The organism is Bradyrhizobium sp. (genome assembly GCF_035484855.1).
In the GTDB taxonomy this organism is placed as follows: domain Bacteria; phylum Pseudomonadota; class Alphaproteobacteria; order Rhizobiales; family Xanthobacteraceae; genus Bradyrhizobium.
Genome location: NZ_DATHOP010000203.1, coordinates 14,117 through 40,300, shown reverse-complemented (window position 1 = coordinate 40,300; position 26,184 = coordinate 14,117). Strand labels below are relative to the sequence as shown.

Below are 26,184 nucleotides of genomic sequence, written 5' to 3'. Positions count from 1 at the left end.
GGCCGACAGCGGTGAAGAGATATTTTGCAGGGCAGGCGGCGGCCGGTAAGGTCGACGTCCCCAGGCAATTATAAGGCGGAAATCCAATGGCAAAGGGCGCGCTCGCGCTGCTCATTCACGGCGGGACCGAGAACTGGTCGCCGCAACGCTGGAAGCAGCGGTTCGACGAGGTGTGCCCTGACCGGCCGGTGGTGCTGTTGCCCGATGCGGCGTTCGATCCCGCCGCAATCCATTACGCCGCCGTCTGGAAGCCGGCTCCGGGCGAACTTGCCGCGTTCCCGAACCTGCGGGTGATTTTCAACCTGGGCGCCGGCGTCGACGCGCTGATGGCGGATGCGAGCCTGCCGAAAGTGCCGCTGGTCCGGGTTTCCGTCGGCGATCTGACATCGCGGATGACCGAATATGTCGTCCTCCACGTGCTGATGCATCACCGGCAAGAACCCTATTTGCGGGCCAGCCAGCGCGCGAAACGGTGGGCGCCGAAGGCGCAATGGCCGGCATCAGTGATTTCGGTCGGCGTCATGGGGCTGGGCACGCTGGGCGCGAACGCAGCGGGCGCGCTGAAACATCTCGGCTTTCGCGTCTCGGGCTGGAGCCGAAGCGTGAGGCAGATCGACGGCATCGAATGTTTTTGCGGCAAGGAGCAACTGGATGCGTTCCTGCGGCGGACCGATATCCTGGTCTGCCTGCTGCCGCTGACGCCGGACACAAGGCACATCCTCAATCGCGGCGTGTTCGCAAAGCTCAACCGCGACAGCCCGCTTCAAGCGCCGGTCCTGATCAATGCCGGCCGCGGCGGCCTGCAGAACGAGGCGGACATCCTGCAATGCCTCGACGACGGCACGCTCGGCGCCGTCTCGCTGGACGTCTTCGTCCAGGAACCGCTGCCGGCGGACAGCCCATTCTGGACCCATCCCAAGGTCATGCTGACGCCGCACAATGCCGCCGACACCGATCCCGACGAGATTTCGAAATACGTCGCGCGCCAGATCGAGCGCTTCGAGGCGGGAGGGGTCTTGGAAAATGTCGTCGACCCGAAGCGAGGCTATTAGGTAGAACGAGAGCAGCCGTTCGTGCCTGCTTTGTCTCCCCCCACTCGCGGGTTAGAGCCGCTCCAGAACCGAACGGAAGAGGTCCACAAGAGTAGTGACTATGCCCTCAACAACCTTGCGGCCGAACCTATTCCCTACCAAGAAATGAAACATTTTTGTTTTTGCACAGTAAAATTGCGCTATAGCTAAATTGCAACTACTTGTTTGAGACAATTATGTTTGGTCGGCTTTTCTCCAGGATAGGGAGCGCTCTGCGCAGGATCGATTCTGTTGCGGAAAAAGTTCTCGCTGGCTTGCACCGACTCTATGCTCATCTTGTTCAAAGGCTGGACGGCGCCCTTGAGAAGTTGGATGAAGCAACAAAAGCGCTGCTACGGAAGTATTACAGGGCTCTCAACTATCTCGAAAAGCTATTTGGAATACTGCGGAAGCTTTTGCGCGTGGTATTTCCCATTCTGTTTCTTTTTGCGCCTCCTTTACTTGGTTTTGTCATCACTTTCTTTGCGTACGGCTCCTACTTTTTGGACTCAATCGTGCTGGGCAGCATGAGCGTAATTCTTCTTTTAATTCTAATCGCATCTTTCCGCTCCAAGGCTAAAGCGACGAACGCCCACATCGATGATCCGATGGTGCAACCACCTTTGGCGATCACCTCCGAACTTAGTAATCTCGGGGTACAGAGAAAAATTCTAGGCGCGGTGGTGGCATTCGGGGCTTTGGCCTTATCTGCTTACCTGAGCATCGGCCTCTTTGTTGGCATCTTGTTATATATTGCCGAGGTTGTCGTCCTGTATGTCTTGAAGTGGATGTACGGAACGGGTGAAAATCCATCTCCCCCGATAACAGCATGATGATCTCCAACGCCCCGAGCGCTGGCGCGGCGGAAATCAAGCTGGGCTTGCGCCCGACTCATTTCTCGCCGGCCCGCACATCACATCGATCGCGCCCCTGACGATCGCTTCCAGTTCCTTGCGCGGCACGCGGGCGCGGGCGCGGATCGCCAGCGTGTGAATGGTCGCGGAGGCCAGTTGCGCCAGCACGGTCGGATCGGCCGATGCCGGCAATTCGCCTTTTTCCCTGGCGAGCCGGAAGCAGGCGGCGAACGCCTTGTCGAGTTCCGAAAATCCTTCCAGCACCATGGCGCGGATTTCGGGATCGAATATCGCTTCGGAGGCCGCCGTCATCACCGTGAAGCAGCCGCGCGGGCCTTCCGCACCGGAAAGATAGATGTCCAGCGCCACCGCGTAGATGCGCGCCAGACGCTTTCGGATCGGCTGCTCCTCCCTGAAGATCTCGAGCATCGCCGCCCGCGCATCGTCGCGATAGCGCTGATAGCTCTTGATATAGAGTTCGCGCTTGTCGCCGAACGCGCCATAGAGGCTCGGCCGGTTCATGCCGGTAGCGGCACTGAGATCGTCGAGCGAGGTCGCCGCATATCCATCCTTGCGGAACAGATCGAGCGCCTTGCCGATCGCCACCTCAGGCTGATAGGCGCGCGGCCGGCCGCGGCGTTTTGGGGCGGTGCTATCGGCGGTAGCCGGCGGCCCTTTACTTTTTTGTACCATTTCGCAAGAAACTCCTTGACGCAAATTATATTATGCGGAACAGTATAAAAATCAACCCAAGGAGACAGTGATGGACCTTTATTTCTCCCCGCTCGCCTGCTCACTGGCGACCCGCATCGCGCTGTACGAAGCCGGCGCGGACGCCAACTATCTCGAGGTCGACCCCAAGACCAAGCTGGTCCAGAACGACGGCTCGGATTTTCGCACCGTCAACCCGCTCGGGCTGGTGCCGACATTGCGCACCGACGACGGCCTGGTGCTCACCGAGAACGCCGCGATCCTGCAATATGTCGCCGACCGCTTTCCGCAGGCCGGCATCGCAACCGCCCCCGGTATGGAACGCAGCCGGCTGCATCAATGGCTCTGCTTCATCGGGACCGAACTGCACAAGGGATTGTTCGTGCCGGTGCTCGACAAGAAGGCGCCGCCGGAGGTGAAGACCTACATTCTGGGGAGGAACCTGTCGCGGCTCGATTATCTCGAGAAGTACCTTAAGGGCCGCGAATTCCTGCTCGACCATTTCAGCGTCGCCGACGCCTACCTGGTGACGGTGATCAATTGGACCATGGCGACGCCGCCGATCGAACTTTCGAAATGGCCTGTCGTAAAGGCCTATTACGAGCGGCTGCGGGCGCGGCCGAGCATCGCCCGGGCGATCGCGGAGGAATTCGAATTGTACAAGGCCGAACTCGCGCGTCACAAGGCGGCGGCGTAACGAATCGTCGTTCCGGCGAACGCCGGAACCCATAACCACGGGCCGAAATGATTAAGCAAGCCCGCCGCACACTACGCTTCAATCGAAAATCCTCGGCGTATTGGTCCCTGCCTTCGCAGGGACGACGCCGGGGATTCAAAACGGACTCTCGCCCAATCCCGGCACGTCCGCCGGCCGCGGGCCCGGCCCCGGCCAATGAAAGCGGCGGTCGTTCTCCGCGATCTCGATATCATTGATGCTGGCTTCGCGGCGGCGCATCAGGCCGTGCTCGTCGAACTCCCATTGCTCGTTGCCGTCGAGCGATGCCACTGCCCGGCGGCGTCATGCCACTCGTATTGAAAGCGCACCGCGATGCGGTTGCCGTCGAAGGCCCAGAGGTCCTTGATCAGGCGATAGTCGAGCTCCTTCGCCCATTTGCGGGTGAGGAAGGCTACGATCGCGGCGCGGCCTTCGAAGAATTCCGAGCGGTTGCGCCAGCGGCTCGTCTCGGTATAGGCCAGCGCGACGCGTTCGGGATCGCGCGAATTCCAGGCGTCTTCGGCCATGCGGGCCTTCTGGGCGGCGGTCTCTCGGGTAAATGGCGGCAGCGGGGGACGCGACATGTCGGCCTCGGATTTTGATCCAGTGGGATTGTATCGCCGCCGGCCGGTTAGTCGATGGCGCGTTGCCTATCGCCCGATTGCTAAATCACATCGGCCTTTAGCAGCGTGCGCAGCGCTTTCGGGATCGGCTGCGCCCGGCCTTCGCTGATGAAGGCGACGCGCACCTCGGCTTTCACCAGAAGGTCCGCGCCGCGCCGCACCTCCTGGGCCAGCGTGATCGAGGCGCCCTTCACCTGCAACGGCCAGGTCACGACGTCGAGCACATCGTCCATCCGCGCGGGCTTCAGGAAATCGAGCCGCATCGAGCGCACCACGAAGGCAAAGCCCGGGGCCTCAGTCTGCGCCTCGGCGAACAGCGCGTGCTGCTCGGCGCCCATCAGCCGCAGATGATTGGTGCGGCCGCGCTCCATGAAGCGCAAATAATTGGCGTGATAGACGATGCCGGAAAAATCAGTGTCCTCGTAATAGACCCGGATCCGCATGGTATGGCGCCCGTCGCGGATTTCGCCGTCGATATGGGGTAAAGTCACTTGCGGCCCTCGATTGCCTGCAAAGCAATCGTTTTGCGCAAAATCTCCTTGCCGCGCAAGCGCACGGCCGTTCATTCCCGAAGATTACGAAACGACCGCAGCCGGCCCGCCCAGCGTCACCAGCACGATTTCCGGCGGCACGCCGAGACGGAACGGCATGATGCTGCAGCCGAGCCCGCCGGAGACGATGACGTCGCAATTGGTCCGCGTATGGCCATAGACGAACCGCTCGCCATAGCGCGAGGGCACCACCGGCGACCAGCCGAACAGCCGGACCTGGCCGCCATGGGTATGCCCGGAAAGCTGCAGCGCGATCCGCGACGGCACCCGCATGGCGATGTCGGGCTCATGGGCCAGCAGAATAATTGGCGCGTCGTCGGTCACCTTCGCAAGCGTCGCCGTGAGATCGTCGACGCCAAGGCGATTGACCGGCCGGAACCGCCGCGCCGGGTACCAGGCCAGCTGATCGCCGAGCCCGGCGAGCCAGAACGGCTTGCCTGCCTTGTTCAGCCGCACCGCATCGTTTTCGTAAACCGGAATGCCGGCGGCTTCGAGCCCTTGCCGCGCCCGGGTCGGCCCTTGCCCGGCATGCTGCACCGCTCTGTCTTCCCACCAGTCGTGATTGCCGAGGATCGCATGCACGCCGAGCGGCGCTTTCAACCCGGCGAGCACCGGCGCCCATTCGCTCGGCGGAATGAAACGCGTCACGTGGCGGTGACCCGCCACATAGTCGCCGAGCATGACGATGATATCGGCATTGAGCGCATTGGTGCGGTCGACGATCGCCTCGATGTGTTGCAGCGACATCCAGGGGTCGCAGGCGTGAATGTCGGCGACGACGGCGATCTTGAGATGGAGGTCGGCGGGCCATTGCGGCGGCAACAGATCGTAGCGCGTCAGGCGAAGCCGCAGCACCGGCTCGCCGAACCCATACGCCGCCGTTGACGCGCCGAGGCCACCGAGCCCGGCGATGAAACGCAGAAAATGGCGGCGTGAGATCATGAATGGTTAATCGTGATGCATTTCATCTCTGAGCGAAAATTGCAGCGGAATTGGGTTGGGTTTGTGCAGAAAGCCTGCAGGATCGGCGCTGGTCATTGCTGCGGGACGGCCCGGACCGCACCCGTTTGCCGGGAAGCCAGCGGCAGGACATGGTCGCGCGTCAGCGGCGCGAGAGCGACGTCGGGCGGCGATGACGGATCGATCCAGATCGTCTCATCGATCTCGGCTCTCGGCGCGATGTCGCCGGTCACGTCGATCTCGTACAGGGATGCGCGTACCATCCAGCCGGGCTCGTGCGCCGAGATGGCATCGAATTCGCCGAGCGGCTGGATCGAACCGTGGACCAGCCGGCACCCCAGTTCCTCGTCGATCTCGCGCGCCAGCGCCGCGATGTCGTCTTCGCCGGGGTCGCGCTTGCCGCCCGGCTGCATGAATGCCGTCGTCCCGCGCTTGCGCACCAGCAACACCCGGCCCGCTCCATCGCGTATCAGGGCCGCGACGATCTCGATCGTGCCCGACACCATCACTCCTCCTCGCTTTGTCCGAACAAACCGAACTGCGCCGGATCGCGCGCCGGTTCGGCAAGGCCGAGATGGCGGAAGGCATGCGCGGTCAGCAGCCGCCCGCGCGGCGTGCGCTGCAGATAGCCGCACTGGATCAGGAACGGCTCGATGATGTCCTCGATCGCATCGCGCGGCTCGGACAATGCCGCTGCCATGGTTTCGACGCCGACCGGGCCGCCGCCGTAATTCATCGCAATGGTCGAGAGATAGCGCCGGTCCATGGCATCGAGGCCGGCGGCGTCGACCTCGAGCGCGATCAGCGCATGATCGGCGATCTTGCGATCGATCGAGGCGGCATCCGCAGCGGAGGCAAAATCCCGCACCCGCCGCAACAGCCGTCCGGCGATGCGCGGCGTGCCGCGGGCGCGGCGCGCAATCTCGTTGGCGCCGTCGGGCGTCATGCCGATTTTCAACACGCGGGCGCCTCGGGTGACGATCTTCTCCAGCTCTTCCTCGGTGTAGAAGTTCAGCCGCACCGGAATCCCAAAACGATCGCGCAGCGGATTGGTCAGGAGGCCCGCGCGTGTGGTGGCGCCAACCAGGGTGAATTTCGCCAATTCGATCTTGACCGAGCGCGCCGCCGGTCCCTCGCCGATGATGAGGTCGAGCTGGAAATCCTCCATCGCGGGATACAGCACCTCCTCGACCGCGGGGCTGAGGCGATGGATTTCGTCGATGAACAGCACGTCGCGCTCTTCGAGATTGGTGAGCAGCGCCGCCAGATCGCCGGCCTTGGCGATCACCGGACCGGAGGTGGCGCGAAAGCCGACGCCGAGTTCGCGCGCCACGATCTGCGCCAGCGTGGTCTTGCCAAGTCCGGGCGGGCCTACGAACAGCACGTGGTCGAGCGCCTCGTTACGCTTGCGCGCGGCCTCGATGAAGATCGAGAGATTGGCGCGCGCCTGCTGCTGGCCGACGAATTCGGACAACAGCTGCGGGCGCAGCGCGGTGTCGGGCGCGTCATCGCCGCGGCGCTCGGGCGTGACGATGCGGGAGGGCGTGGTCATGCCGGCACGTTAGCACGAGACGGCGGCATCTCCCTCTCCCCGCCCTTCCGCGGGGAGAGGGTTGGGGTGAGGGGCTCTCTCGACAAGTTCGACTCGTGGAGGGTCCCCCTCACCCGGCGCTTCGCGCCGACCTCTCCCCGCAAGCGGGGCGAGGTAAGCAAGGTTGCAGCCCTTGCAGCAGGTGCCCAACTTGTCACTTCGCCAGCTCCTTCAGCCCCAATCGAATGAGCTGCGCCGTTTCCGCCTTCTCACCCGCGCTGCGCGACGCCGACGCAATTGCGGCGGCGGCCTGCGGCTGGCCGTAGCCGAGATTGACCAGTGCCGAGATCGCGTCGGTCACCGGGCGCGGCGCGCGTTGGTCGTCGATTGCGCCGGAAAGGTGTACCAGCGCCGGATCGACATTGGCGAACGTGGGCGCCTTGTCCTTCAATTCGGTGACGATGCGTTCGGCGACTTTCGGGCCGACGCCCGGGGTACGCTGCACGGTAGCCTTGTCGCGCAGCGCGATCGCGTTGGCGAGATCCGATGGCGGCAATGCGCTCAGCACCGCCAGCGCGACCTTGGCGCCGACGCCCTGCACCGTCTGCAGCAGGCGAAACCATTCGCGCTCGACGTCGCTGCGAAAGCCGAACAGTTTTATCTGATCTTCCCGCACATAAGTCTCGATCGACAGCACCGCGGCTTCTCCGGGCGCCGGCAGCGCCTGCAGCGTACGGCTGGAGCAATGCACCTGATAGCCGACGCCGCCGACGTCGAGAATGACGAAATCCTCGCCGTAGGAGTCGATCAGGCCTTTCAGCTTGCCGATCATGGTTGCGATCCGAATGCAGCATCACGATCGTCACGGCCGGGCAAAAGCGCGAAGCGCGTCTTCGCGCAGACGTCCCGGCCATCCACGTCTTGCGCTCTGACAGGAAGAAAGACGTGGATGGCCTGGACGAAGCCCGGCCATGACGGCTGAGATTGATGAGTGCCGATCATACCTCGACCACCCTCAGCCGCAGCGTGGCGCTCTGGCGATGATGGGCGTGGGTGATGGCGATGGCGAGCGCGTCGGCGGCATCGGGAGACTTCGGCTCGGCCTTCGGCAGCAGAATCCTGAGCATCACCATGATCTGGTTCTTGTCGGCGTGGCCGGCGCCGACCACGGTCTTCTTGACCTGGTTCGGCGCGTATTCGGCAACCGAAATCCCGAACATCGCCGGCGCCAGCATCGCGACCCCACGCGCCTGACCGAGCTTCAGCGTCGCCACGCCGTCCTTGTTGACAAAAGTCTGCTCGACCGCGGCTTCCGCCGGCTTGAAATCGCCGAGCACGGCGGCAAGGCCCTCGTGGATGGCGAGCAGCCGGTTCGCCAGCGGCAGGCCATCCGGCGGTTCCACCGAGCCGCAGCCGATGAACGACAGCCGGTTACCATCGATCTCGATCACGCCCCAGCCGGTGCGGCGCAGGCCCGGGTCGATGCCAAGGATGCGGACGGGGTGGCGAATCGGGGGCGATGTCATGTCCAAGTGTTAACGCCAGACCCGCACGAACGAAATAGCAACAGGCGGTCATTCCCCGCGAAAGCCAAATGGCACGCGGCCCGGACGCTGCGCAGCACACTCGGGTCCGCGCTGCGCGCGGCCCGAGCACAGGCTCCGCGATGCGCTGCCGAGCCGGCGCGCATCGGACGAGCACCCCGGGTCATTTAGGTCCCGGCTCAGCGGCGCATCGCCGAACAGGCGCTGCACCGCGTCCGGGACACGGAAATCTTCACCCACCCATCTTCGCCATCAGCGCGTCCGACACCTCGAAATTGGCGTAGACGTTCTGGACGTCGTCATGCTCGTTCAACAGGTCCATCAGCTTGAACAGTTTTTCGCCGCTCTCGTCGTCGACCGGCACCGTGTTCTTCGGCTTCCAGGTCAGCGCCGCCTTGCGGGCCTCACCGAATTTCGCCTCCAGCGCTTTCGCCACCTCGCGAAACGTCTCCGGCGACGCGTAGACCTCGTGGCCGCTCTCGCTCGAGGCCACGTCGTCGGCGCCGGCCTCGATGGCGGCATCCAGCATGGCGTCGTCGGAGGCGATTTTGGCGTCGTATTCGATGATGCCGGTGCGATCGAACATGAAGGCGACCGAATTGGTTTCGCCGAGATTGCCGCCGGACTTGGTGAAATAGGAGCGGATGTCGGAGGCGGCGCGGTTGCGGTTGTCGGTCAGCGCCTCGACGATGACGGCGACGCCGCCCGGGCCATAGCCCTCATAACGAATCTCGTCGTAGTTCTCGCCGTCGCTGCCGCTCGCCTTCTTTACTGCGCGCTCGATCGAATCCTTCGACATGTTCTCCTGCCGGGCGGCGATGATGGCCGCGCGCAGCCGGGCGTTCATGGTGGGATCGGGCAGGCCCATTTTGGCCGCAACCGTGATTTCGCGCGCCAGCTTGCCGAACAGTTTCGACTTCTGCGCATCCTGCCGGCCCTTGCGGTGCATGATGTTCTTGAACTGGGAATGTCCGGCCATGCGGTCTCTCTTGGGGATTCGTTAGGGAATTTGGGGGAGTGGAAAGCGCGGCGTTATAGGCCGTTGACCGGGCAAAATCAAAGATTTGCGGCCGTTTTCGGTATGCTGGTAGTGCCAGCTGCCTCCGTTGGAGGCAGTTGTTAACCATGACTTCACGTCGAAATGCGACCATGACGGCCTCACGACAAGCCCGCGAGAGAGGCCCATGGCGTTCGGTTGGAATCGAAAGCGTCCGCCGGAACCGGCCGCGCCGGCCATTGATCGGCCACCGGCAGCACCGGCGTTGACGACCGATGTTAGCGATCCAGCCCGCGAAATCCTCGAATTGCTCGAACTCGAACTGGGCGCGATGACCCGCCAGCTCGAGCGCGCGGCCCATTCGGTCGCCGGCGGGGCGGACGCCACGGCTAATACGCTCGCCACCATTCGCCAGCGCACCGACGCCCTGACCGGACGTACCAGCGCCGCGCAGTCGACCGCGGCCGTTTTCTCGCAGGCCACCGAGAAGTTCACCTATTCCGCCGAGGGCATCGGGTCGCAGGTGCGCGACGCCGGCAAGCTCGCCGACCAGGCCGGCGACGCCGCCCGTGAAGCCAGCGCCAATGTCGATCGCTTGCGGGAATCCTCGGCCGCGATCGGCAACGTCGTCGCCCTGATCGCACAGATCGCGCGGCAAACCACGCTGCTGGCGCTCAACTCCACCATCGAGGCGGCGCGCGCCGGCACCGCCGGCCGCGGTTTCGCGGTGGTCGCGACCGAGGTCAAGGCGCTGGCGGTGCAGACCCAGCACGCCACCGAGGAGATCACCAGGAAGATCGAGGCGCTGCAGAGGGATGCCGCGGGCTCGGTCGATGCGGTGCACCGCATCGCGCAGGCGATCGAGGCGATCCGCCCGGTGTTCGAGAACGTCAACGGCGCGGTGGCGGAGCAGAACGAAACCACCGGCACGATGTCCGACAACGCCGCCGCCACGTCGCGCTTCATCGTCGCCGTCGGCGACAGCGCCGCCGAGATCGACAGCGCGGCCAGGCAGGCCGAGGCCCATGGCGAACGCGTCGCCAGTGCCGGCAAGGCGGTCACGATGTTCGCGCAGAAACTCAAAACCCGCTGCGCGGTGCTGCTGGGCCAGGACGCAAGCGACGACCGCCGCGGCCGCGAGAAGCTGCCATGCAACATCGGAATCGAGATTGCGACCGCGCGCGGCCCGATCCAGGCTGCGGTCTACGAGATCTCCATGGCGGGCATCCTGATCGGCGGACCGGAGGCCGAACGGCTGCCGCCCAACGAGAGCCTCGACGCCACGCTGGAGAATATCGGCGCCTGCAGGATTCGTATCACCGAGCGGTCGAAAGCCGGGGCGCTGGCCCGCTTCGAGGCACCGGACGCCGCATGGCGCGAGAAGATCGACGACAGGATGTGGGCGATCCGCGACGAGAACACCGAATTCGTCACCCGCGCCATGGAAGCCGGCAAGGCGCTGACGAAAATTTTCGAGGACGGCGTGCGGGGCGGCGCCATCGGCATCGCCGACATGTTCGACGAGAACTACGTCGAAATCCCCGGAACAAATCCGCTGCAGCACCGGACCCGGATTCTCGACTGGGCGGATCGCGCGCTGCCGCCGTTCCAGGAGGCTTTCCTGCTCAAGGACCCGCGCATGGTGTTCTGCGTGATGATCGACCGCAACGGCTACCTGCCGGTGCACAACAAGGTCTATTCGCATCCGCAGCGCCCCGGCGACGTCGCCTGGAATACCGCCAACAGCCGCACCCGCCGCATCTTCAACGATCCCGCGGGCCTCGCCGCCGGGCGCAATGTGCGCTCCTATCTGATCCAGAGCTACGCCCGTGACATGGGCAACGGCAGGACCGTGATGATGCGCGAGATCGACGTGCCGATCCGCGTCCAGGGGCGGCACTGGGGCGGATTCCGCACCGCGTACAAGCTTTGAACGAGAAAGTTCCTGATCGATATGAACCAACAAGTTAGCCGGAGAAACCCAGAGATGCCCGTTGCGCAGCCCATCGAGCTGGAACGCGCCGCGGCCGCGCCCTCGGAGGCCGAACGTCTGGTCGATCAATTGTCCAACCGGATCGGCGGCCTCGGGGTCGAGCTTGCGGACGTGGCCGGAAACCTGCAGGAAGTCGCCGGCCGTGTATCCAGCCAGTCCGAGCGGTTCGGACATCTGCAGAAGACCGCCGAGACCATGGTTTCGGCCAATCACAACATCGCCGGCGCCTCGCAGGCGGTGCAAGCGGCCACCACCGCGGCGGTCGGCGAAATCACCCAATCGGGCGCCGCGGTCGAGACCGCGGTGACCCACATCGCCGAATTGATCGACGCCGTCGGCCGCATCGAGCAGCGGCTCGGCGCGGTGGGCGCGGCGCTCGCGCAGGTCGCCAAGGTATCCGGCTCGATCGAGGCGATTGCGAAACAGACCAACCTGCTGGCGCTGAATGCGACCATCGAGGCCGCGCGCGCCGGCGCCGCCGGCAGGGGCTTTGCGGTGGTTGCAAGCGAAGTGAAGAATCTGGCGGAGGCGACGCGCCAGGCCACCCAGCTGATCGGCGAAACCGTTCGCGATCTCGACGGCCAGGTCGGCAGCCTGATCGGCGCCAGCGGCGACGCCTCGCTGCGGGCCAAGAACGCCGGCGACGGCGCCCGCCAGATCCAGGGCATCATCGCGCGCGTAAGGGACGGCTTCACCTCCGTCGGCCGCGAGATCGACGGCGTCGCCAAGGCGGCCACCTCCAATCTTGCGCATTGCGACATGGTGATCGACGAACTCGGCGGGCTCGCCAAGGGCGTGGTGCTGTCGTCGACCGACCTGAAAGACGCCGACCAGCGGGTGGCCAAGCTGCTCGACACCTCCGAGGGGCTGATCGAGCTGATCGCCACCAGCGGCGTCGAGACCCCCGACAGTCCGCTGATCCGCGTCGTGATCGACAGCGCAAAACGGATCTCGGCGGCGTTCGAGAGCGCGATCGAGCGCGGCGAGATCCGGCTCGATCAATTGATGGACGAGAATTATCGGGAAATCCCCGGCACCGACCCCAAGCAATATCTCACCGACTATGTCGCCTTGACCGACCGCATCCTCCCCGCCATCCAGGACCCGATCCAGAAGAGCGACCCCCGGATCGTGTTCTGCGTCGCATGGGCCAGGGGCGGCTACCTCCCAACCCATAATCCGAACTATCGCCTGCCGCAGGGACCCGATCCGGTCTGGAATAACGCCAATTGCCGCAACAAGCGGCTGTTCAATGATCGTGCGGTGAAGAAGGTCGCGGCCAACACAAAACCGTTTTTGCTGCAGACCTACCGGCGCGACATGGGCGGCGGCAATTTCGTGCTGATGAAGGACCTGTCCTCGCCGATCCACGTCCGCGGCCGCCACTGGGGCGCCTTCCGCATGGGCTTTCGGCAATCGTGAGACGGTGTGACGGGGTCTACCCCGTGTCCCGGACGCGGTGCAGCGTCCTTCACGATGCACCGCAGAGCCGACCCAAGGGGATGACGAATCCAGTGGACCCCGGATCAGCAGCGCACCGCCGGAGTCGCGCTACGCGCGATCCCGAGAGCGCTGCGCAGCATCCGGGGCACGCGTAAGGCTCTCGCCGAGGCGCGATCCCTGGTGTAACAGGGGCCGGTCCCCGAGGAGTTGAGCCTTTCATGAAGAACCTGTTCGAAGCGGGCAAGCTCTTGCTGCTCGACATGGCGTCGACGTTCTTTTTCCTCGTGCTCTATCTGCTGACGCACAACATCACTCTGTCTGTCGTGCTCGGCATGGCGCTGGGAGTGACCCAGATCGGCTGGCAGTTCGCGCGCAAAAAGCCGATCGACACCATGCAGTGGATGAGCCTGTTCCTGGTGCTGGGCGCGGGCACGGCGACGCTGCTGACCAACGATCCGCGGTTCGTGATGATCAAGCCCAGCGTGATCTACACCATCGTCGGCATCGTGATGTTGAAGCCCGGCTGGATGAACCGCTATCTGCCCCCCGTCGCCATCGAGATCGTGCCGGATATCGCCTTCATCTTCGGCTACGTCTGGGCCGGTCTGATGTTCTTTTCGGCCGTGCTCAACCTGGTCGTAGCGCTGAACTATAGCGTGGTGACATGGTCGGCGGTGATGTCGGTTTATGCGATTGTCAGCAAGGCCGCACTCTTCCTGATCGCCTACGCCACCATGCGCACGATCGGGGTGCGTCGCCGCCGGGCCCGGATGGCTGCGGCCATTTCCTGACGCGTGAACGCAAAACGCTATTTCGGCCGGAAGCGGGCCTGCCCGCGCTGTCCGCCGCAACCGCCGCATCGCGCGCGCAATATCGTGGGCGGCGGCGGCAATACAAGCCGGCATTGAGAAAAATAGTTCCGTTTTCTTGATGGATCATACCGGGGTATAATTGCTTCATCGCCTCAATCGGCACTTTCTCAAGCGTCGTGCGAACACTAGGTCCGGCGACTGCCGGATTGGAGGTTCTGATGGCCACCACCCTGACGATCAACGGCGAGCCGAAGTCGTTCGACGCGCCGGCGGACATGCCGCTGCTGTGGGTTTTGCGCGACATTCTCGGCATGACCGGAACCAAATTCGGCTGCGGCATCGCGCAGTGCGGCGCCTGCACGGTGCATGTCGACGGCAAGCCGGTGCGCTCCTGCATGCTGCCGGTCGGCCTGGTGCAGAATCGCGCCGTCACCACCATCGAAGGCGTCGGTGCCACGCCTGTCGGCGCCAAGGTGCAGAAGGCCTGGCTCGATCTCGAAGTGATCCAGTGCGGCTATTGCCAATCCGGCCAGATCATGTCGGCAGCGGCGCTGCTGGCGGCCACGCCAAACCCCGATGATTCCGACATCGACGCCGCGATGGCGGGAAACATCTGCCGGTGCGGCACCTATGTGCGCATTCGCGCGGCGATCAAGAAGGCTGCCTCGCAACGTCAGTCGTAGGAGCTTGTCATGGCGATTGCCCAGAAGATTTCCGATGGCGTTTCGCGCCGCGCGCTGCTGACCGGCGGATTGGCGGGCGGTTTTCTGATCGCGTTTCATCTGCCGGTTGGCGCCGCGCCGGTGAACGAACCGGTACAGCCGCCGGATGACACGGCCGGAAAATTCGCGCCCAACGCCTTGATCCGCATCGATCCCGCCGGGACGACCACGCTGGTGATGCCGCAGGTCGAGATGGGACAGGGCGTCTACACCTCGATATCCATGATTCTGGCTGAAGAGCTCGACGCCGATTTCGCGCAAGTCGTGCTCGAGCATGCCCCGCCGAGCGACAAGCTCTACGGCAATCCGATGTTCGGCATTCAGGCCACCGGCAATTCCAATTCGATCCGGGCGTGGTGGCCGCATCTGCGCACGGCCGGCGCCACCGCGCGCGCGATGCTGGTGCAGGCCGCCGCCAAGCAATGGCAGGTCGATCCGGCGAGCTGCACGACGGCCAATAGCGAGGTCACGCACAAGGAAAGCGGCCGCACGCTTTCCTATGGCGCGCTTGCGCTTGCCGCGAGCAGCGAGGTACCGCCGAAGGACGTCCCGCTCAAGGACCCGAAGGACTTTGTCCTGATCGGCAAGCCGCTGAAGCGGCTCGACACCCCCGACAAGACGAACGGCAAGGCGGTCTACGGCATCGACGCGATGCTGCCCAACATGAAGTTCGCCACGCTGAAAACCTGTCCGGTGTTCGGCGGCAAGGTCGCCAAAGTCGACGACGCTGCCGCCAGAAAAATCCCGGGCGTGCAGAAGGTCGTGGTATCAGACGATTTCGTCGCCGTGGTCGGCGATCATATGTGGGCGGCCAAGAAAGGCCTCGATGCGCTCGTGATCGACTGGGACGAAGGCCCGAACGCGGGCCTCACCTCGAGCGACATCTGGCAGGATCTGCGCGCCGCCAGCGCGAAGGACGGCGCGGTCGCCAAATCGGTCGGCGATATCGACAAGGGCCTCGCCACCGGCGACCTGCTGGAGGCCGCCTACGAGCTGCCGTTTCTGGCGCATGCGACCATGGAGCCGATCAACGCCACGGTTCATGTCACGGCCGACGCTTGCGAAATCTGGACCGGCACGCAGGTCATGACGCGGGTGCAGTCGGAGGCGGCGAAGGCGGCCGGCCTGCCGGTCGACAAGGTGATCGTCAACAACCATCTGCTCGGCGGCGGATTTGGCCGCAAGCTCGAGGCCGACATGGTGGTCAAGGCCGTGCTCATCGGCAAGCAGGTCGATGGGCCCGTCAAGGTGGTGTGGACCCGCGAGGAGGACATCCAGCACGACGTCTATCGCCCGGTCTATCGCGACACCATCGCCGCGACCTTGTCCGACGGCAAGATTGTCGGCTGGAAGTATCGCGTCAGCGGTTCGTCCATCATGGCGCGCTGGTTTCCGGCCGGCTTCCAGAAGGGCGTCGACATCGACGGCGTCGATAGCGCCATCGACATTCCCTACGACATCCCGAACTTGCATGTCGAATTCGTCCGCGCCGAACCCAAGGCGGTGCCGACCGGGTTCTGGCGCGGCGTCGGCCCCAACAACAATGTGTTCGCCATCGAATGCTTCATGGACGAGCTGGCGAAGAAGGCCGGCAAGGACCCGGTGGATTTCCGCCGCGGCATGCTGGCCAAGACTCCGCGCTTCCTCGCCGCGCTGAATCTGGCGGCGGAGAAATCCGGCTGGGGCGAGAAGCTGCCGGCGCGCGTCGGACGCGGCGTCAGCGTGCAGCCGTCGTTCGCGAGCTTCATCGCCACCGTGGTGGAAGCGGAAATCGACGAGCAAGGCGAGGTGAAGTTGCGCCGCGTCACCTGCGCGGTCGATACCGGGATTGCCGTCAATCCCGATACCGTCATGGCGCAGCTCGAAGGCGGGCTGATTTTTGGGCTGACGGCGGCGCTTTATGGCGAAGTCACCATCGACAAGGGCCGCGTGCAGCAATCCAATTTCAACGACTACCGCATGCTGCGCATCGACCAGGCGCCGAGAATCGAGGTTCATGTCATCAAGAGCGGCGAGGCGCCCGGCGGCATCGGCGAGACCGGCGTCACCGCGGGCCCGCCGGCGCTGCGCAACGCGATCTATGCCGCGACCGGCGTCGCCTTGCGGCGGCTGCCGATCGACCGCACGCTGTTAGCTGTGGGGAGAAAGTCATGAGCATCGCCGCGCGCCGCATTCTCCTCGGTGTTGTCGGCATCGCCGTGCTTGTGCTCGCCGCCGCTGTCTGGTTCATCCGCGGTCCCGGCCCGATGGCCTTCGCAGACGGCGCGAAAGTGACGCTGGCCGATTATCACGGCGCCGATCCGACCGGCGTCCCGTCCGCGCTGGCGAAAGCCAGTCTGGTCGAGCGCGGCGCTTATCTCGCGCACGCCGCGGATTGCGAGGCCTGCCACACCACGGGCGGCGGCAAGCCCTATGCCGGTGGCGTCGGCTTCAAGCTGCCGTTCGGCGCGCTGTACTCGACCAACATCACGCCCGACAAGGAAACCGGGATCGGCAATTACAGCGACCAGGATTTTCTCAATGCCGTGCATCGCGGCATCCGGCGCGACGGCGCGCGGCTTTATCCGGCGATGCCGTACCCGTCCTACACCTATATGACCGACGCCGACGCGCTGGCGATCAAGGCCTATCTGTTCAGCCTGCCGCCGGTGCATGCGCCGGCACCCGAAAATACGCTGGCCTTTCCGTTCAACCAGCGCTGGGCGATGATGTTCTGGTCCGCCGTTTTCAATGCGGACGCCCGCTTCGAGCCTGATCCTGCGAAGGGCCCGGAATGGAATCGCGGCGCCTATCTCAGCGAGGCGCTGGCGCATTGCGGCGAATGCCACACGCCGCGCAATCTCGCCTTCGCGCTCGACAACCGCAAGAAATTCGCAGGCGCCGTCACCGCGGGCTGGCGCGCCTTCAACATCACCTCCGACAAGGCCACCGGCATCGGCGGCTGGCGCGACGAGGATCTCGTTTCCTATCTCGCCATCGGACACGCCGACGGCCACGGCACCGCATCCGGACCGATGGGCGAAGCGGTCGACCGCAGTTTCAGCCAGTTCGCTCCGGAGGACGTCCGCGCCGTGGTGGCGTATTTGAGGACCGTGCCCGCGATCGCCTCGCCCGACCTGCCGGCGAGCGTGGCGCCGCCGGCGCCGGCCTCACACAAGCAGGGCGGCACGGCCGATGCGCGCGGAAAAATGGTGTTCGAAGGCGCCTGCGTCAGTTGTCACGGCTGGACCGGCGAAAGCCCGATCTCGCCCTTTGCCACCATCGCCGGCGCCTGGGCGGTCAACGATCCCTCCGGCGTCAATGTGGTGCAGGTGGTGATCTCCGGGACCAGCCGCAAAAACCCGCCCGACGCGATCTCGATGCCGGCGTTCGGCGATGCCTATTCCGATGCCGAGATCGCCTCGCTGGCCAACTATGTCACCGCCCGCTTCGGAGCGAAGGGCTCGCAGCTGACGGCCAGCGACGTGGCGGAGCTGCGCAAACAGTCGGCGGAGGAGTAATCGAGGTTGAAGCGATTACATCTCGCGTGGATTGCTCGCTGCGACATTTTCGTCATGCCCGGACTTGATCCGGGCATCCACGTCTTTCTTACTTGAGCAAGGTGAAGACGTGGATGCCCGGCACGGAGGCCGGGCATGACGAGGTTGATTTGATAGCGCGATGCGCCCGCCACCATCGTCACGCGGCCGCCATAACCGAGCCGAGCGGCACATCCAGCGCGTAGACAAATCCTGACGGTTCGTAGGCGAGTTGCACCTGGCCGTTCAATTGCTGGCCGAGCGACTCCATCATGCGGGTGCCGAAACTTCGCCGCGTCGGAGGCCGGACAACGGGTCCTCCTCGCTCGGTCCAGAACAGGCGCAGCCGCTGCTTCGGCTCGTCCACCGTCCATGCGATCTCGACGCGGCCGGCGGGGACGGAGAGTGCGCCGAATTTGGTGGTGTTGGTGCATAGCTCGTTGAACGTCATCGCCAGCGCAATCACGGCGCTGGAGGTAATCTGGATATCCGGCCCGTTGAAATGGAAGCGCCGGGCGCCCTGGCTTTCATAGGGCTCGGTCGCGCTGCCGAAGGTATGGATCAGGCTCGCACTCGCCCAGCTGACCTGCATCAGCACATCGTGGGCCCGTGTCAATGCGGTCAGCCGGCCCTCCATGGCTTTCTGTCCGTGCTCGATACTCGGCGCCGCCCGAAAACTCTGCGACGCGATCGCGCTCACGGTGGAGAGGGTATTCTTGATGCGGTGATGCAGTTCGCCGAGGATCAGCTTCTGCAGCTTGTCGGCGGCCTCCCGCTCCTTGGCGTCGATACCGGCCTGGACCAGCAGGGTCTCGGCGTCGATGCCGGCCTGCTCCAGCAACAGACGAAGACTGTCGTTCTCCGCCGACAGGACGACCTCCTGCGCGGAGCGGGGCGACGCCTCGATGGGCGCCATGGAGTGAGACGCATCGTCCTGCGGCAACTCGGTCGCGCTCGGCACGATCTTCAGCGCGCCCTCGCCCACCATGGCCTGCAATTCGGCGATCATTTGCGCGACGCCCAGCGGCTTGCCGAAGAAGCGGCTATCCGCCGGCCGTTCCGCATCGGTGGGCTTCACCTGACCGGAAACCAGGATGATCTTGATGGAAGGCCAACGGTCGTGCACCGCGTGCGCCAGCTTCAGCCCGTCGATGCTGCCGGGCATCTGAATATCGGTGAACAGTAGCGATATATCCGAGCGCGACTCCAGAATCGAGATGGCCTCGTCGGCGTTGACGGCTTCGACAGGATGGAAGCCGGCATCTTCCACGATGTCCACGGCACGCATCCGCAGAATCATCTCGTCTTCGACGACGAGAACCTTCGGTACCGCGATCGAATTGGTTGACATAAGCGGGCTCACTGTTTCGCGATGGATCCGACAGCGCGCAGCGGCGCTGAGCGAGATGGCCCGAACAGTGCTGCGCTTATCCCGGACAAATAGCGAGCCAATTCGCTTCACCCGAGCCTTTCGTCGGGACCGGAACCTGATCGGGAATTCGCTATTCCCGCGCCGGGCAGCGATTCAGTCTCGCGGTGAGATAGTGAGTTCAAGCAAGGCCATTCGCGCCAGCACCGCGGGATCGCTTTCGCCTTCCTTGGCGGAACGCAGAATGGTTTCGGCCAGCGACTGGATCCGCGCCGAGCCGACCGGATGAGGGAGTGCGGCGAGCGCGCTTTCCATGGCCAGCGTCATGATGCCGATCGTGTCGGGTGGGAAAGACGCGTTTGCGAAGTCTTTCATGGATTTGGATCCGGTCTGATTCCAGCGGGCTCATCGCGCAGTCGTCCGACGAGCATCGCCAGATGCGGCGGCATTTGAGCGGGCTTCAAGTCCAGAAAAACGCCAAGCCGCTCGCCGATTTCCCTGCAGAGCGCAGCACTATGGACGCGGCTGATCTGGCCGTCACCTTCGGGTGCGGGATATGTCATGAGGCATCCAATTTGCTGGCGGGATAGACGGGAGAAGTCGCGCGATGCTCAGCGTTGGACGCCGACAAGGCGCGCTTGCAGGATTTTCGCCCCTGAATTCGCGTTTCGCAGACAGGAGGCGGCGATATCAGGCCAGACCTGGGTCGAGCAATTCGAGGCCGCCACGTGGAGTTCCAGCCGGTCTGCCTTGGCCAGCGCCGCGGGCTCGCCGGCTTCCACCTTGGGGGCGAAGCCCGGCAAGGCGATCACCGCCGCTCCGAGGATGAAGAAGATCGCCAGGGCTGAGAGAGATTTGACCATTTCGGGCTGCTGACTGTTTCATCTCGATCCCTCCATTCCGGGGGATCGCACTGACAATGACCATGGTGAGAAACGGTTCCGTCATTTCAATTTATATTTGTAGGGCGAGGTCTCGGCCCCAAGCACCGTCATTGCGAGCGCAGCGAAGCAATCCATGGCGCAACAAAGCAAGTGTGGATTGCTTCGCTGCGCTCGCAATGACGGCAAGACACACCTCCGCTATCTCTCCGCATGTGTTTTACGCGAGGTATCCATTTATTTATTTCCCGCCCCCTCCATGAGGGCGCGGGGAATGCCGGGCGCCCGACACGGCGGGCAAATCAGTTCCCGCTTCCCAGAGGCGCAATCCGCCGCGGCAGAAACCGAAAATCATATTGACTCGTATCAATAGGTTGATAACAATAAGGCTATGGATAGAGTAGCTTTGATCACCGGCGCGACGCGCAACCTCGGCTTCTCGCTCGCCGAAGGGTTGGCGCAGCGGCTTGAACCCGCCGACACCGTGTATCTGACGGGACGCGACGCGGCTCGGGTCGCCGAATCGGTGTCGCGCCTGTCGAACGCCAGCGCCGAGGTGCGCGGCGAGGTGCTTGATGTCGCCAGGCCCGAATCGGTCGAACGCTTCGCGGACCTGCTGGCCGAGCGCCATGGCGGCGTCGACATCGTGTTTTCCAATCACTACACGAGGGTGCAGCCCGACGACGATCCCCGCGCCGTGATCGACACCTATGTCGAGGCCAATAATCTCGGCACCACGCATGTTCTGCGCAACTTCGCCCCGCTGCTGCGCGATGGCGGACGACTGTTCGTGGTTGCGAGCCGGGCCGGCAGCCTGCGCGCGCTGGCGCCGGCGCTGCATCCGCGGTTCGAAAACCTGCAATCGCTCGACGATGTCGATCGCGCGGTCTGCCGCTGGCGCGACGCGGTGCGCTCCGGCCGCGCGCCGGGACAGGCCTGGCCGGCCTGGATCAACATCCCGTCCAAGATCGGCCAGGTCGCGGCGGTGCGCGTGCTCGCGGATCAGCGTCGCGCCGACGATTTGCGGCGCGGAATCCTGATCGCGTCGATCTCGCCGGGCCTGATCGATACCGGAGCCTCGCGCCCATGGCTCGACCTGACCGGCGCGCCCCAGCCGGACGAGGTCGCCGGGCCCCTATTGGACCTCGCGCTCGACCCCTCGCCGCACCCATCCTTCTATGGCGAACTCGTCCACGTCGGCCGGCAGGAACCGGGCCCGTTCGGCTCGGTGGTCGCGAGCGGATCGATCGTGCCATGGAAGTGAACCGCAAAGGCAAAATGTCCGCCCACAAATCTTCCGCACGCAAAGGTGTCGACCAAAAGCCCTCGCCGCGGCCGTCTTCGGAGCAGGAGCGCCTTGGCATGCTCGTCAAGCGCGCCGAGCAGGCGATGGTCCGCGCCAAGAGCGCGGCCTTGAAATCCGTCGGGTTGACCCCGTCGCAATATGTCGCGCTTTTCGAACTTGATCTGCAGCCGGGGATCACCGCGGCGACGCTGGCACGCGCCTGCCTGGTAACGCCCCAGGCCATGATGATCCTGCTCAAGACCATGGAGCAGCAGGGCCTGATCACGCGATCGTCTCACCCACGACATCCCAGCGTGCTCGAGCTGCAGGTGACCGAGGTTGGACGCGAGGCGCTGCACGCCGCGCGCCAGCGGGTCGAGCCGATCGAGCGGCGGGTGTTCGCCGTCTTTTCGGCGAAAGACATGGTCGCCTTTCGCGAGTTTCTGTCGCGCTTCATCGAGGCGTTCGAGCGGGGAGCGAGCGCCAGGAATGCCCGGGGCGATTGAGCGCGAACGTGCCGCGACTGGACTCCGGTCGGGTCGGGATAAAACAGCAATATTTTTGCGAAAGCGGCGCAACATTGCCTAGTGCGCGCGCCGATGGCGTGGCAACACCTCGGCGGGATCATCCGCTGCAATCAAACCCGAAGACCAAAAAGGGAGAACACCCATGGACGACATCGCGGCGCGGCGTGCGGCCGAGCATCTGCTCGCGGAGCACAAGGCCAATGCGCGCTTCACCCCGCTCGGGCCGCCTGATCGACCCGCCACCATCTCGGACGCCTACGACATTCAGGAGCGCTACGTCGCGCTGCTGCGCGGCCAGCACGGCGAACCGGTGGGCTACAAGGTCGGGCTGACGTCGGCTACGATGCAGGCGTTTTGCGGGATCGATCATCCGATCGCCGGCGTGGTGCTGGCAAGCCGCGTGTTGCAAACGGGCGCGCGCGTCCGGCGCGCCGATTTCGGGCGGCTGGGGCTCAATTCGAAATCGCCGTGCGCCTGAAATCGGACGTCCCGCTCACCGGCGCGCCGCTGACCGCGGAGACGATCCGGCCGCACATCGGCGGCGTCTGCGCCGCCATCGAAATCGTGGACGATCGTGCTGCGGATTATGCCGACCTCGACGTGCTGTCGCTGGTTGCCGACAATTCCTGGAACGGCGGCATCGTGCTGTCGGAATTTTCGATCGCCTGGCCGGATCTCGAGGGTGTGCTCGGGCGCGCAACGAAGGACGGCGCGGCGATCGGCGAAGGGCATGGACGCGACATCCTCGGCCATCCCTTCAACTCCGTCGCCTGGCTCGCCACGCAGCTGCATTCGCGCGGCGTGCGGCTTAAGGCAGGCGAAGTGGTGATGACGGGAAGCGTGATGAAGACGGTGTTTCCGGAGCGAGATGCGAACTATCGATTCGAGCTTGAGGCCATCGGCTCCGTCGAAGTGCAGGTAAGTCCGTAGGAGGGGTTTCGCGAAGGGCTTAACCATCCTACGCGTTAATCGGCTCCGCGATGGAAGGTGACCGCCTTTGAGCGCAATGATACAATTTCCAAATGCTTACCGCACTCACCGACGATATCGAGCGGAAGAAGGCGCAACTGGACCGGCTGCGCCCGCTGTCGCCCGGCGCGCTCGTCAATCTCGAACATGCCTACGATCTCGAGCTGACCTACACCTCGAACGCCATCGAAGGCAACACGCTCAGCCAGGTCGAAACCAATCTCGTGATCGAGCAAGGCATCACGATCAGCGGGAAAAAGCTCAGGGACCATCTGGAAGCCATCGACCACTATGAGGCCATCCGCTATGTCCGGGAAATCGCGCGGCATAGCTCGCCGCTGACGGAATCCGACGTGCGGAATCTGCACGCTTTGGCGATGAAGCGCTCCGGCCCGGAGATCGCGGGCCGCTACGCCACCGCGAGCCGTTACGTGACCACCGATAGCGGCCGGCATCAATTCCCATCGCCTTCGGAAGTGCCGGCGCTGATGGGCGACTTTGCCGCGTGGCTTGCCGCGGCGCCGGCTGCGCCCGATGCCGCGTTCGCGGCGCATCTGCGCGTGGTGGATATCCATCCCTTCAACGACGGCAACGGCCGCACGGCGCGCCTTTTGATGAATCTCGTCCTGATCCGGGGCGGCTATCCGCCGGTCGCCGTGCGGCCGGAGGACCGGCTCGCTTATCTGCGCGCGTTACAGGACGCGCAGTCCGGCAAGGGCAGCGAAGCATTCGAACGCCTGCTCTATGAGCGCCTGGACGCGACCCTGGAAGAATATTTGCGCGCCTTGCAAGAGGCGCTTCCGCCTTCGTGATCCAGACCGCATCGTCAAAACCGTTTCATCCGGAAACGGCGGGCGCTGAACTATTCGGCGAAGCGTGCCTTCACGACCTCGAGCGAGGCGTGTTGCAGTTCGCGAACCGAATTGGCGGGAATGAGCTTGATCGTTATCTCGATGTTCTGGCTGGCGGTCGAGGGAAATCCCTGTGCCGGGGCCGGCAATACGAATTCCTGGCTTTTGCCGATCGTCGCCGGAAAGAACGACACCACTCCCAATAACTGCCCCGGCCCAGTTTCGCTGTTGCCGCAGAGATCCTTGGTGAACACCTGGACCAGGAAAGGTACGTCGGCATCCGTTGCGGTCGGACGCAAGGTAAGCCGCAGGGCCGGCGATTCCGAAGTCAGGGACGGGCCGTCCTGGGGGACGATGCGGGCCGGCTGTTGCGGCGTAGCTATCGCTGACTGCGCATTCACGCTTCCGCCCTCTCGCGGTTCGGCGCCGCATGCGCTGCCGCCCTGCGCGCGGCCCTCACGCCCTGCAACCGCGGCAGCCGATATGGCCACGCCAAGCAACAGAACCTGAACGGCGCGAGACATGCGTTAGAACCTCTGCCCTCCCAGATAGGTTGCCCGGAATGCTTCTCAAGGTCGCTAGACGCTGACGATCTCCACTTTGCCGACCTTGAACGTCGAACCGGATTCGGCCCCGGCGGCGGCCGTCAACGGCATCAGCTGAACCCTGACCTTGTCGTCGGCCAAACCGGCCTGACGGACCGCCTCGGTGATATCAACGACATAGGTCGCCGAATGCATTCCGCTCATCCCCTGCATGTCCTTCGAAGCGCCGAAGAAGCTGAACGTCCCGGCATAGTGCGGATCGCTCGCGGGCGTGGAAGGGGACAAATAGGGGCAATTGACGAATACGTTGACCACCAGGTCGTCCTTTTCAGGCGGCACGATGTCGCTCAACACCGCCAAAACGTGCTGCCCGCCGGTGGTTCCCGTAGCCGACTCCAGTGCCTGAAGCTGCGTGACGCGGCTCGCGATCGAAGGCGCCGCGACGTCGATCGAAGTGGCCGCATTGACCCGCGAAACGCCGGCATACGCGGCAGAGCCGATGGACTGAGCGGCACCGGGCTGCAGCAATTGCTTCAGATCATCGATCTTCTTGGCATCCACTTGCACCGATTCGAATCCGGACACCGGCCGCTGAAAGATGTCGTAGGTATAGCCGAGGTTTGCGATGTCCATGACGTCGGTGCTGTTGGCCTTCGCCGGCGCGCCGTCTGCTTCGAAGAATTGCCCTGAATAGTCGCTTTTCGGGTCAGGGGTGACGTGTCCCGACTTTTGCCACTCCGCCCATACCCGATCGACCATACAGTGATGCAGCCAGAATATCGGGTCGAGCGGCGACAACCCGCTTCCGATATGGCCACCCTTGCCCGATTTGGTCGCGCCGGCGATGACGTGACCGGTGTTGTGCGGCTGGCCCTCCAGCGCGGGGTGGAACTTGTCAATCGATGGCAGCCGTTTGATCGCGTTGATGTTGGCCAATGTAAAGGCGCCGCCTCGGGTCGGATCGTCCATCAGCCCATGAGTCTTGTCCAATCCCCGGCGCCCGACGGTGTCGATCCGGCCCCACGCCTTGCCGACATATTGTCCCGGATCGTTCCAGTGTTCGACATTGAGCTCCGGCCGGTCGAAGAACGGCGCCGGAATCCGCCCCGCGTTCTTGGACCAATTCCAGTACGGCAGCGCGAAGTCGGGATTTCCACTGAATTTGGCGCATATCTTTTCAAAGAACCGGATGTAATTCCGGTGCCAGTGCAGGAATTCCACCTCGCCATGGTGACAATTGTCCGCATGGATACGCGCTTGAGCGGACCAGTTGCGGCCGTCCTTCAGCTTGTGCATTTCCGCCACGGCCTTGCCATAGTCCGAGAAGAAGCGATCGGATGCGGCCATATCCATGACATCGCGCCGCACGATCGGATTAGCTGCGATCGCCGGGCTGCGGATGATGTGCGGTGCGGCCAGCGCGACAGAGGCGCCCAGCATTAAATGACGACGGGACAGCATTGTTCTCTCCTATGAGTTCGCGCAATAAAACCGGCAGAGTACGAAAATACTTTTCATTCACAAGTTGTATCAACAATAGCGCCTGATGTCATCGACAATAGCGCGTTCCCGAAAGGCCGTTGGATTGGAACAGGCCAGCGCCGTTCCGTGCGACGGGCTCATAAGATTACGAAAATTTTAGCCCGCCGGCGGTTGGCGATGGCGGGCGCTGGAATCGGTTTTGTCTACCATGGGCGTCACCGATTCTCGCCG

Annotated in this window: 27 protein-coding genes and 1 pseudogene; 14 read left to right on the top strand and 14 right to left on the bottom strand. The window is 64.0% G+C overall.

Annotated features, from left to right (window positions below):
* Nucleotides 1-86 precede the first annotated feature (86 nt).
* Both VK804_RS23030 and VK804_RS23025 read left to right on the top strand, forming a co-directional pair.
* The gene (locus tag VK804_RS23030) at nt 87-1,052 is read left to right on the top strand and encodes a glyoxylate/hydroxypyruvate reductase A (RefSeq protein ID WP_325374510.1); all 966 of its coding nucleotides are present in this window, start codon (nt 87-89) and stop codon (nt 1,050-1,052) included.
* A 215-nt stretch (nt 1,053-1,267) separates the two neighbouring features.
* Nucleotides 1,268-1,903 carry a hypothetical protein gene (locus tag VK804_RS23025; RefSeq protein ID WP_325374508.1) on the top strand — a complete coding sequence of 212 codons (636 nt, stop codon included), beginning with the start codon at nt 1,268-1,270 and terminating at the stop codon, nt 1,901-1,903.
* Nucleotides 1,904-1,939: 36 nt separating this feature from the next.
* On the opposite strand, the gene VK804_RS23020 is transcribed toward VK804_RS23025, so the two are convergent.
* Nucleotides 1,940-2,617 carry a TetR/AcrR family transcriptional regulator gene (locus tag VK804_RS23020; RefSeq protein ID WP_325374506.1) on the bottom strand — a complete coding sequence of 226 codons (678 nt, stop codon included), beginning with the start codon at nt 2,615-2,617 and terminating at the stop codon, nt 1,940-1,942.
* Nucleotides 2,618-2,687: 70 nt separating this feature from the next.
* On the opposite strand from VK804_RS23020, the gene VK804_RS23015 reads away from it, so the two are divergent.
* On the top strand, nt 2,688-3,332 hold the full coding sequence (locus VK804_RS23015) for a glutathione binding-like protein (protein WP_325374504.1): 645 nt from the start codon (nt 2,688-2,690) through the stop codon (nt 3,330-3,332).
* A 135-nt stretch (nt 3,333-3,467) separates the two neighbouring features.
* Here VK804_RS23015 and VK804_RS23010 read toward each other — a convergent pair.
* The 8 genes and pseudogenes from VK804_RS23010 to VK804_RS22975 form a co-directional block, all read right to left on the bottom strand.
* Nucleotides 3,468-3,934, bottom strand: a pseudogene (locus VK804_RS23010) (DUF1348 family protein).
* Between the two features lie 80 nt (nt 3,935-4,014).
* Nucleotides 4,015-4,464 carry a tol-pal system-associated acyl-CoA thioesterase gene (gene ybgC / locus VK804_RS23005; RefSeq protein ID WP_325374503.1) on the bottom strand — a complete coding sequence of 150 codons (450 nt, stop codon included), beginning with the start codon at nt 4,462-4,464 and terminating at the stop codon, nt 4,015-4,017.
* Between the two features lie 84 nt (nt 4,465-4,548).
* Nucleotides 4,549-5,466 (bottom strand): metallophosphoesterase, encoded by a 918-nt coding sequence (locus tag VK804_RS23000; protein ID WP_325374501.1) that lies wholly within the window; start codon nt 5,464-5,466, stop codon nt 4,549-4,551.
* A gap of 92 nt (nt 5,467-5,558) precedes the next feature.
* A complete protein-coding gene (locus tag VK804_RS22995) occupies nt 5,559-5,990 on the bottom strand; it encodes an NUDIX domain-containing protein (protein WP_325374499.1) in 432 nt (143 codons plus the stop codon).
* Nucleotides 5,990-7,036, bottom strand: coding sequence for a Holliday junction branch migration DNA helicase RuvB (gene ruvB / locus VK804_RS22990; RefSeq protein WP_325374497.1), 1,047 nt, complete (start codon nt 7,034-7,036; stop codon nt 5,990-5,992). Before ruvB ends, VK804_RS22995 begins: the two co-directional genes overlap by 1 nt.
* Before the next feature lie 193 nt (nt 7,037-7,229).
* A complete protein-coding gene (gene ruvA, locus VK804_RS22985) occupies nt 7,230-7,847 on the bottom strand; it encodes a Holliday junction branch migration protein RuvA (RefSeq protein WP_325374495.1) in 618 nt (205 codons plus the stop codon).
* 166 nt (nt 7,848-8,013) lie between these two features.
* Nucleotides 8,014-8,541 (bottom strand): crossover junction endodeoxyribonuclease RuvC, encoded by a 528-nt coding sequence (gene ruvC / locus VK804_RS22980; RefSeq protein WP_325374493.1) that lies wholly within the window; start codon nt 8,539-8,541, stop codon nt 8,014-8,016.
* A gap of 250 nt (nt 8,542-8,791) precedes the next feature.
* On the bottom strand, nt 8,792-9,538 hold the full coding sequence (locus tag VK804_RS22975; protein WP_325374491.1) for a YebC/PmpR family DNA-binding transcriptional regulator: 747 nt from the start codon (nt 9,536-9,538) through the stop codon (nt 8,792-8,794).
* A gap of 205 nt (nt 9,539-9,743) precedes the next feature.
* Here VK804_RS22975 and VK804_RS22970 point away from each other — a divergent pair, with 205 nt between their 5' ends.
* From VK804_RS22970 to VK804_RS22945, 6 genes are all read left to right on the top strand, one after another.
* Complete coding sequence (locus tag VK804_RS22970) at nt 9,744-11,489, top strand: methyl-accepting chemotaxis protein (RefSeq protein ID WP_325374489.1); 1,746 nt, start codon at nt 9,744-9,746, stop codon at nt 11,487-11,489.
* Between the two features lie 54 nt (nt 11,490-11,543).
* A complete protein-coding gene (locus tag VK804_RS22965) occupies nt 11,544-12,971 on the top strand; it encodes a methyl-accepting chemotaxis protein (protein WP_325374487.1) in 1,428 nt (475 codons plus the stop codon).
* Nucleotides 12,972-13,210: 239 nt separating this feature from the next.
* Nucleotides 13,211-13,783 carry an inner membrane-spanning protein YciB gene (locus VK804_RS22960; RefSeq protein ID WP_325374485.1) on the top strand — a complete coding sequence of 191 codons (573 nt, stop codon included), beginning with the start codon at nt 13,211-13,213 and terminating at the stop codon, nt 13,781-13,783.
* Between the two features lie 239 nt (nt 13,784-14,022).
* The gene (locus VK804_RS22955; protein WP_325374483.1) at nt 14,023-14,487 is read left to right on the top strand and encodes a (2Fe-2S)-binding protein; all 465 of its coding nucleotides are present in this window, start codon (nt 14,023-14,025) and stop codon (nt 14,485-14,487) included.
* Between the two features lie 9 nt (nt 14,488-14,496).
* On the top strand, nt 14,497-16,680 hold the full coding sequence (locus VK804_RS22950) for a xanthine dehydrogenase family protein molybdopterin-binding subunit (protein ID WP_325374481.1): 2,184 nt from the start codon (nt 14,497-14,499) through the stop codon (nt 16,678-16,680).
* On the top strand, nt 16,677-18,026 hold the full coding sequence (locus tag VK804_RS22945; RefSeq protein ID WP_325374479.1) for a cytochrome c: 1,350 nt from the start codon (nt 16,677-16,679) through the stop codon (nt 18,024-18,026). Before VK804_RS22950 ends, VK804_RS22945 begins: the two co-directional genes overlap by 4 nt.
* Before the next feature lie 178 nt (nt 18,027-18,204).
* Here the strand turns inward: VK804_RS22945 and VK804_RS22940 are convergent, their stop codons facing one another.
* The 3 genes from VK804_RS22940 to VK804_RS22930 all read right to left on the bottom strand — a co-directional run bounded on the left by VK804_RS22940 (nt 18,205) and on the right by VK804_RS22930 (nt 20,276).
* Complete coding sequence (locus tag VK804_RS22940) at nt 18,205-19,506, bottom strand: sensor histidine kinase (protein ID WP_325374477.1); 1,302 nt, start codon at nt 19,504-19,506, stop codon at nt 18,205-18,207.
* Between the two features lie 63 nt (nt 19,507-19,569).
* Nucleotides 19,570-19,788 (bottom strand): hypothetical protein, encoded by a 219-nt coding sequence (locus VK804_RS22935; protein ID WP_325374475.1) that lies wholly within the window; start codon nt 19,786-19,788, stop codon nt 19,570-19,572.
* A 236-nt stretch (nt 19,789-20,024) separates the two neighbouring features.
* Entirely contained in the window at nt 20,025-20,276 is a 252-nt protein-coding gene (locus tag VK804_RS22930) for a hypothetical protein (protein ID WP_325374474.1), read from the bottom strand.
* A 409-nt stretch (nt 20,277-20,685) separates the two neighbouring features.
* On the opposite strand from VK804_RS22930, the gene VK804_RS22925 reads away from it, so the two are divergent.
* The 5 genes from VK804_RS22925 (at nt 20,686) to VK804_RS22905 (ending at nt 23,887) form a co-directional block, all read left to right on the top strand.
* Entirely contained in the window at nt 20,686-21,558 is an 873-nt protein-coding gene (locus tag VK804_RS22925; protein ID WP_325374472.1) for an SDR family NAD(P)-dependent oxidoreductase, read from the top strand.
* Nucleotides 21,559-21,656: 98 nt separating this feature from the next.
* Nucleotides 21,657-22,085, top strand: coding sequence for a MarR family winged helix-turn-helix transcriptional regulator (locus tag VK804_RS22920; RefSeq protein ID WP_325374470.1), 429 nt, complete (start codon nt 21,657-21,659; stop codon nt 22,083-22,085).
* A gap of 163 nt (nt 22,086-22,248) precedes the next feature.
* Entirely contained in the window at nt 22,249-22,584 is a 336-nt protein-coding gene (locus VK804_RS22915) for a hypothetical protein (RefSeq protein ID WP_325374468.1), read from the top strand.
* On the top strand, nt 22,575-23,036 hold the full coding sequence (locus VK804_RS22910) for a fumarylacetoacetate hydrolase family protein (protein ID WP_325374467.1): 462 nt from the start codon (nt 22,575-22,577) through the stop codon (nt 23,034-23,036). The genes VK804_RS22915 and VK804_RS22910 overlap by 10 nt, the downstream gene beginning before the upstream one ends.
* A 92-nt stretch (nt 23,037-23,128) precedes the next feature.
* Nucleotides 23,129-23,887 (top strand): Fic family protein, encoded by a 759-nt coding sequence (locus VK804_RS22905; RefSeq protein WP_325374465.1) that lies wholly within the window; start codon nt 23,129-23,131, stop codon nt 23,885-23,887.
* A 50-nt stretch (nt 23,888-23,937) separates the two neighbouring features.
* Here VK804_RS22905 and VK804_RS22900 read toward each other — a convergent pair whose 3' ends face one another.
* Nucleotides 23,938-24,450 (bottom strand): hypothetical protein, encoded by a 513-nt coding sequence (locus tag VK804_RS22900; RefSeq protein WP_325374464.1) that lies wholly within the window; start codon nt 24,448-24,450, stop codon nt 23,938-23,940.
* 54 nt (nt 24,451-24,504) lie between these two features.
* Nucleotides 24,505-25,932, bottom strand: a complete 1,428-nt coding sequence (locus VK804_RS22895) for a tyrosinase family protein (RefSeq protein ID WP_325374462.1) — start codon at nt 25,930-25,932, stop codon at nt 24,505-24,507.
* Nucleotides 25,933-26,184 lie beyond the last annotated feature (252 nt).

What these genes read in the sequence shown, in the direction of transcription:
- VK804_RS23030 (WP_325374510.1), top strand. Translation starts at nt 87, where the DNA reads ATGGCAAAGGGCGCGCTCGCGCTGCTCATTCACGGCGGGACCGAGAAC.
- VK804_RS23025 (WP_325374508.1), top strand. Translation starts at nt 1,268, where the DNA reads ATGTTTGGTCGGCTTTTCTCCAGGATAGGGAGCGCTCTGCGCAGGATC.
- VK804_RS23020 (WP_325374506.1), bottom strand. Translation starts at nt 2,617, where the DNA reads ATGGTACAAAAAAGTAAAGGGCCGCCGGCTACCGCCGATAGCACCGCC.
- VK804_RS23015 (WP_325374504.1), top strand. Translation starts at nt 2,688, where the DNA reads ATGGACCTTTATTTCTCCCCGCTCGCCTGCTCACTGGCGACCCGCATC.
- VK804_RS23000 (WP_325374501.1), bottom strand. Translation starts at nt 5,466, where the DNA reads ATGATCTCACGCCGCCATTTTCTGCGTTTCATCGCCGGGCTCGGTGGC.
- VK804_RS22995 (WP_325374499.1), bottom strand. Translation starts at nt 5,990, where the DNA reads ATGGTGTCGGGCACGATCGAGATCGTCGCGGCCCTGATACGCGATGGA.
- ruvB (WP_325374497.1), bottom strand. Translation starts at nt 7,036, where the DNA reads ATGACCACGCCCTCCCGCATCGTCACGCCCGAGCGCCGCGGCGATGAC.
- ruvA (WP_325374495.1), bottom strand. Translation starts at nt 7,847, where the DNA reads ATGATCGGCAAGCTGAAAGGCCTGATCGACTCCTACGGCGAGGATTTC.
- ruvC (WP_325374493.1), bottom strand. Translation starts at nt 8,541, where the DNA reads ATGACATCGCCCCCGATTCGCCACCCCGTCCGCATCCTTGGCATCGAC.
- VK804_RS22975 (WP_325374491.1), bottom strand. Translation starts at nt 9,538, where the DNA reads ATGGCCGGACATTCCCAGTTCAAGAACATCATGCACCGCAAGGGCCGG.
- VK804_RS22970 (WP_325374489.1), top strand. Translation starts at nt 9,744, where the DNA reads ATGGCGTTCGGTTGGAATCGAAAGCGTCCGCCGGAACCGGCCGCGCCG.
- VK804_RS22965 (WP_325374487.1), top strand. Translation starts at nt 11,544, where the DNA reads ATGCCCGTTGCGCAGCCCATCGAGCTGGAACGCGCCGCGGCCGCGCCC.
- VK804_RS22960 (WP_325374485.1), top strand. Translation starts at nt 13,211, where the DNA reads ATGAAGAACCTGTTCGAAGCGGGCAAGCTCTTGCTGCTCGACATGGCG.
- VK804_RS22955 (WP_325374483.1), top strand. Translation starts at nt 14,023, where the DNA reads ATGGCCACCACCCTGACGATCAACGGCGAGCCGAAGTCGTTCGACGCG.
- VK804_RS22950 (WP_325374481.1), top strand. Translation starts at nt 14,497, where the DNA reads ATGGCGATTGCCCAGAAGATTTCCGATGGCGTTTCGCGCCGCGCGCTG.
- VK804_RS22945 (WP_325374479.1), top strand. Translation starts at nt 16,677, where the DNA reads ATGAGCATCGCCGCGCGCCGCATTCTCCTCGGTGTTGTCGGCATCGCC.
- VK804_RS22935 (WP_325374475.1), bottom strand. Translation starts at nt 19,788, where the DNA reads ATGAAAGACTTCGCAAACGCGTCTTTCCCACCCGACACGATCGGCATC.
- VK804_RS22930 (WP_325374474.1), bottom strand. Translation starts at nt 20,276, where the DNA reads ATGGTCAAATCTCTCTCAGCCCTGGCGATCTTCTTCATCCTCGGAGCG.
- VK804_RS22925 (WP_325374472.1), top strand. Translation starts at nt 20,686, where the DNA reads ATGGATAGAGTAGCTTTGATCACCGGCGCGACGCGCAACCTCGGCTTC.
- VK804_RS22920 (WP_325374470.1), top strand. Translation starts at nt 21,657, where the DNA reads ATGCTCGTCAAGCGCGCCGAGCAGGCGATGGTCCGCGCCAAGAGCGCG.
- VK804_RS22915 (WP_325374468.1), top strand. Translation starts at nt 22,249, where the DNA reads ATGGACGACATCGCGGCGCGGCGTGCGGCCGAGCATCTGCTCGCGGAG.
- VK804_RS22905 (WP_325374465.1), top strand. Translation starts at nt 23,129, where the DNA reads ATGCTTACCGCACTCACCGACGATATCGAGCGGAAGAAGGCGCAACTG.
- VK804_RS22900 (WP_325374464.1), bottom strand. Translation starts at nt 24,450, where the DNA reads ATGTCTCGCGCCGTTCAGGTTCTGTTGCTTGGCGTGGCCATATCGGCT.
- VK804_RS22895 (WP_325374462.1), bottom strand. Translation starts at nt 25,932, where the DNA reads ATGCTGTCCCGTCGTCATTTAATGCTGGGCGCCTCTGTCGCGCTGGCC.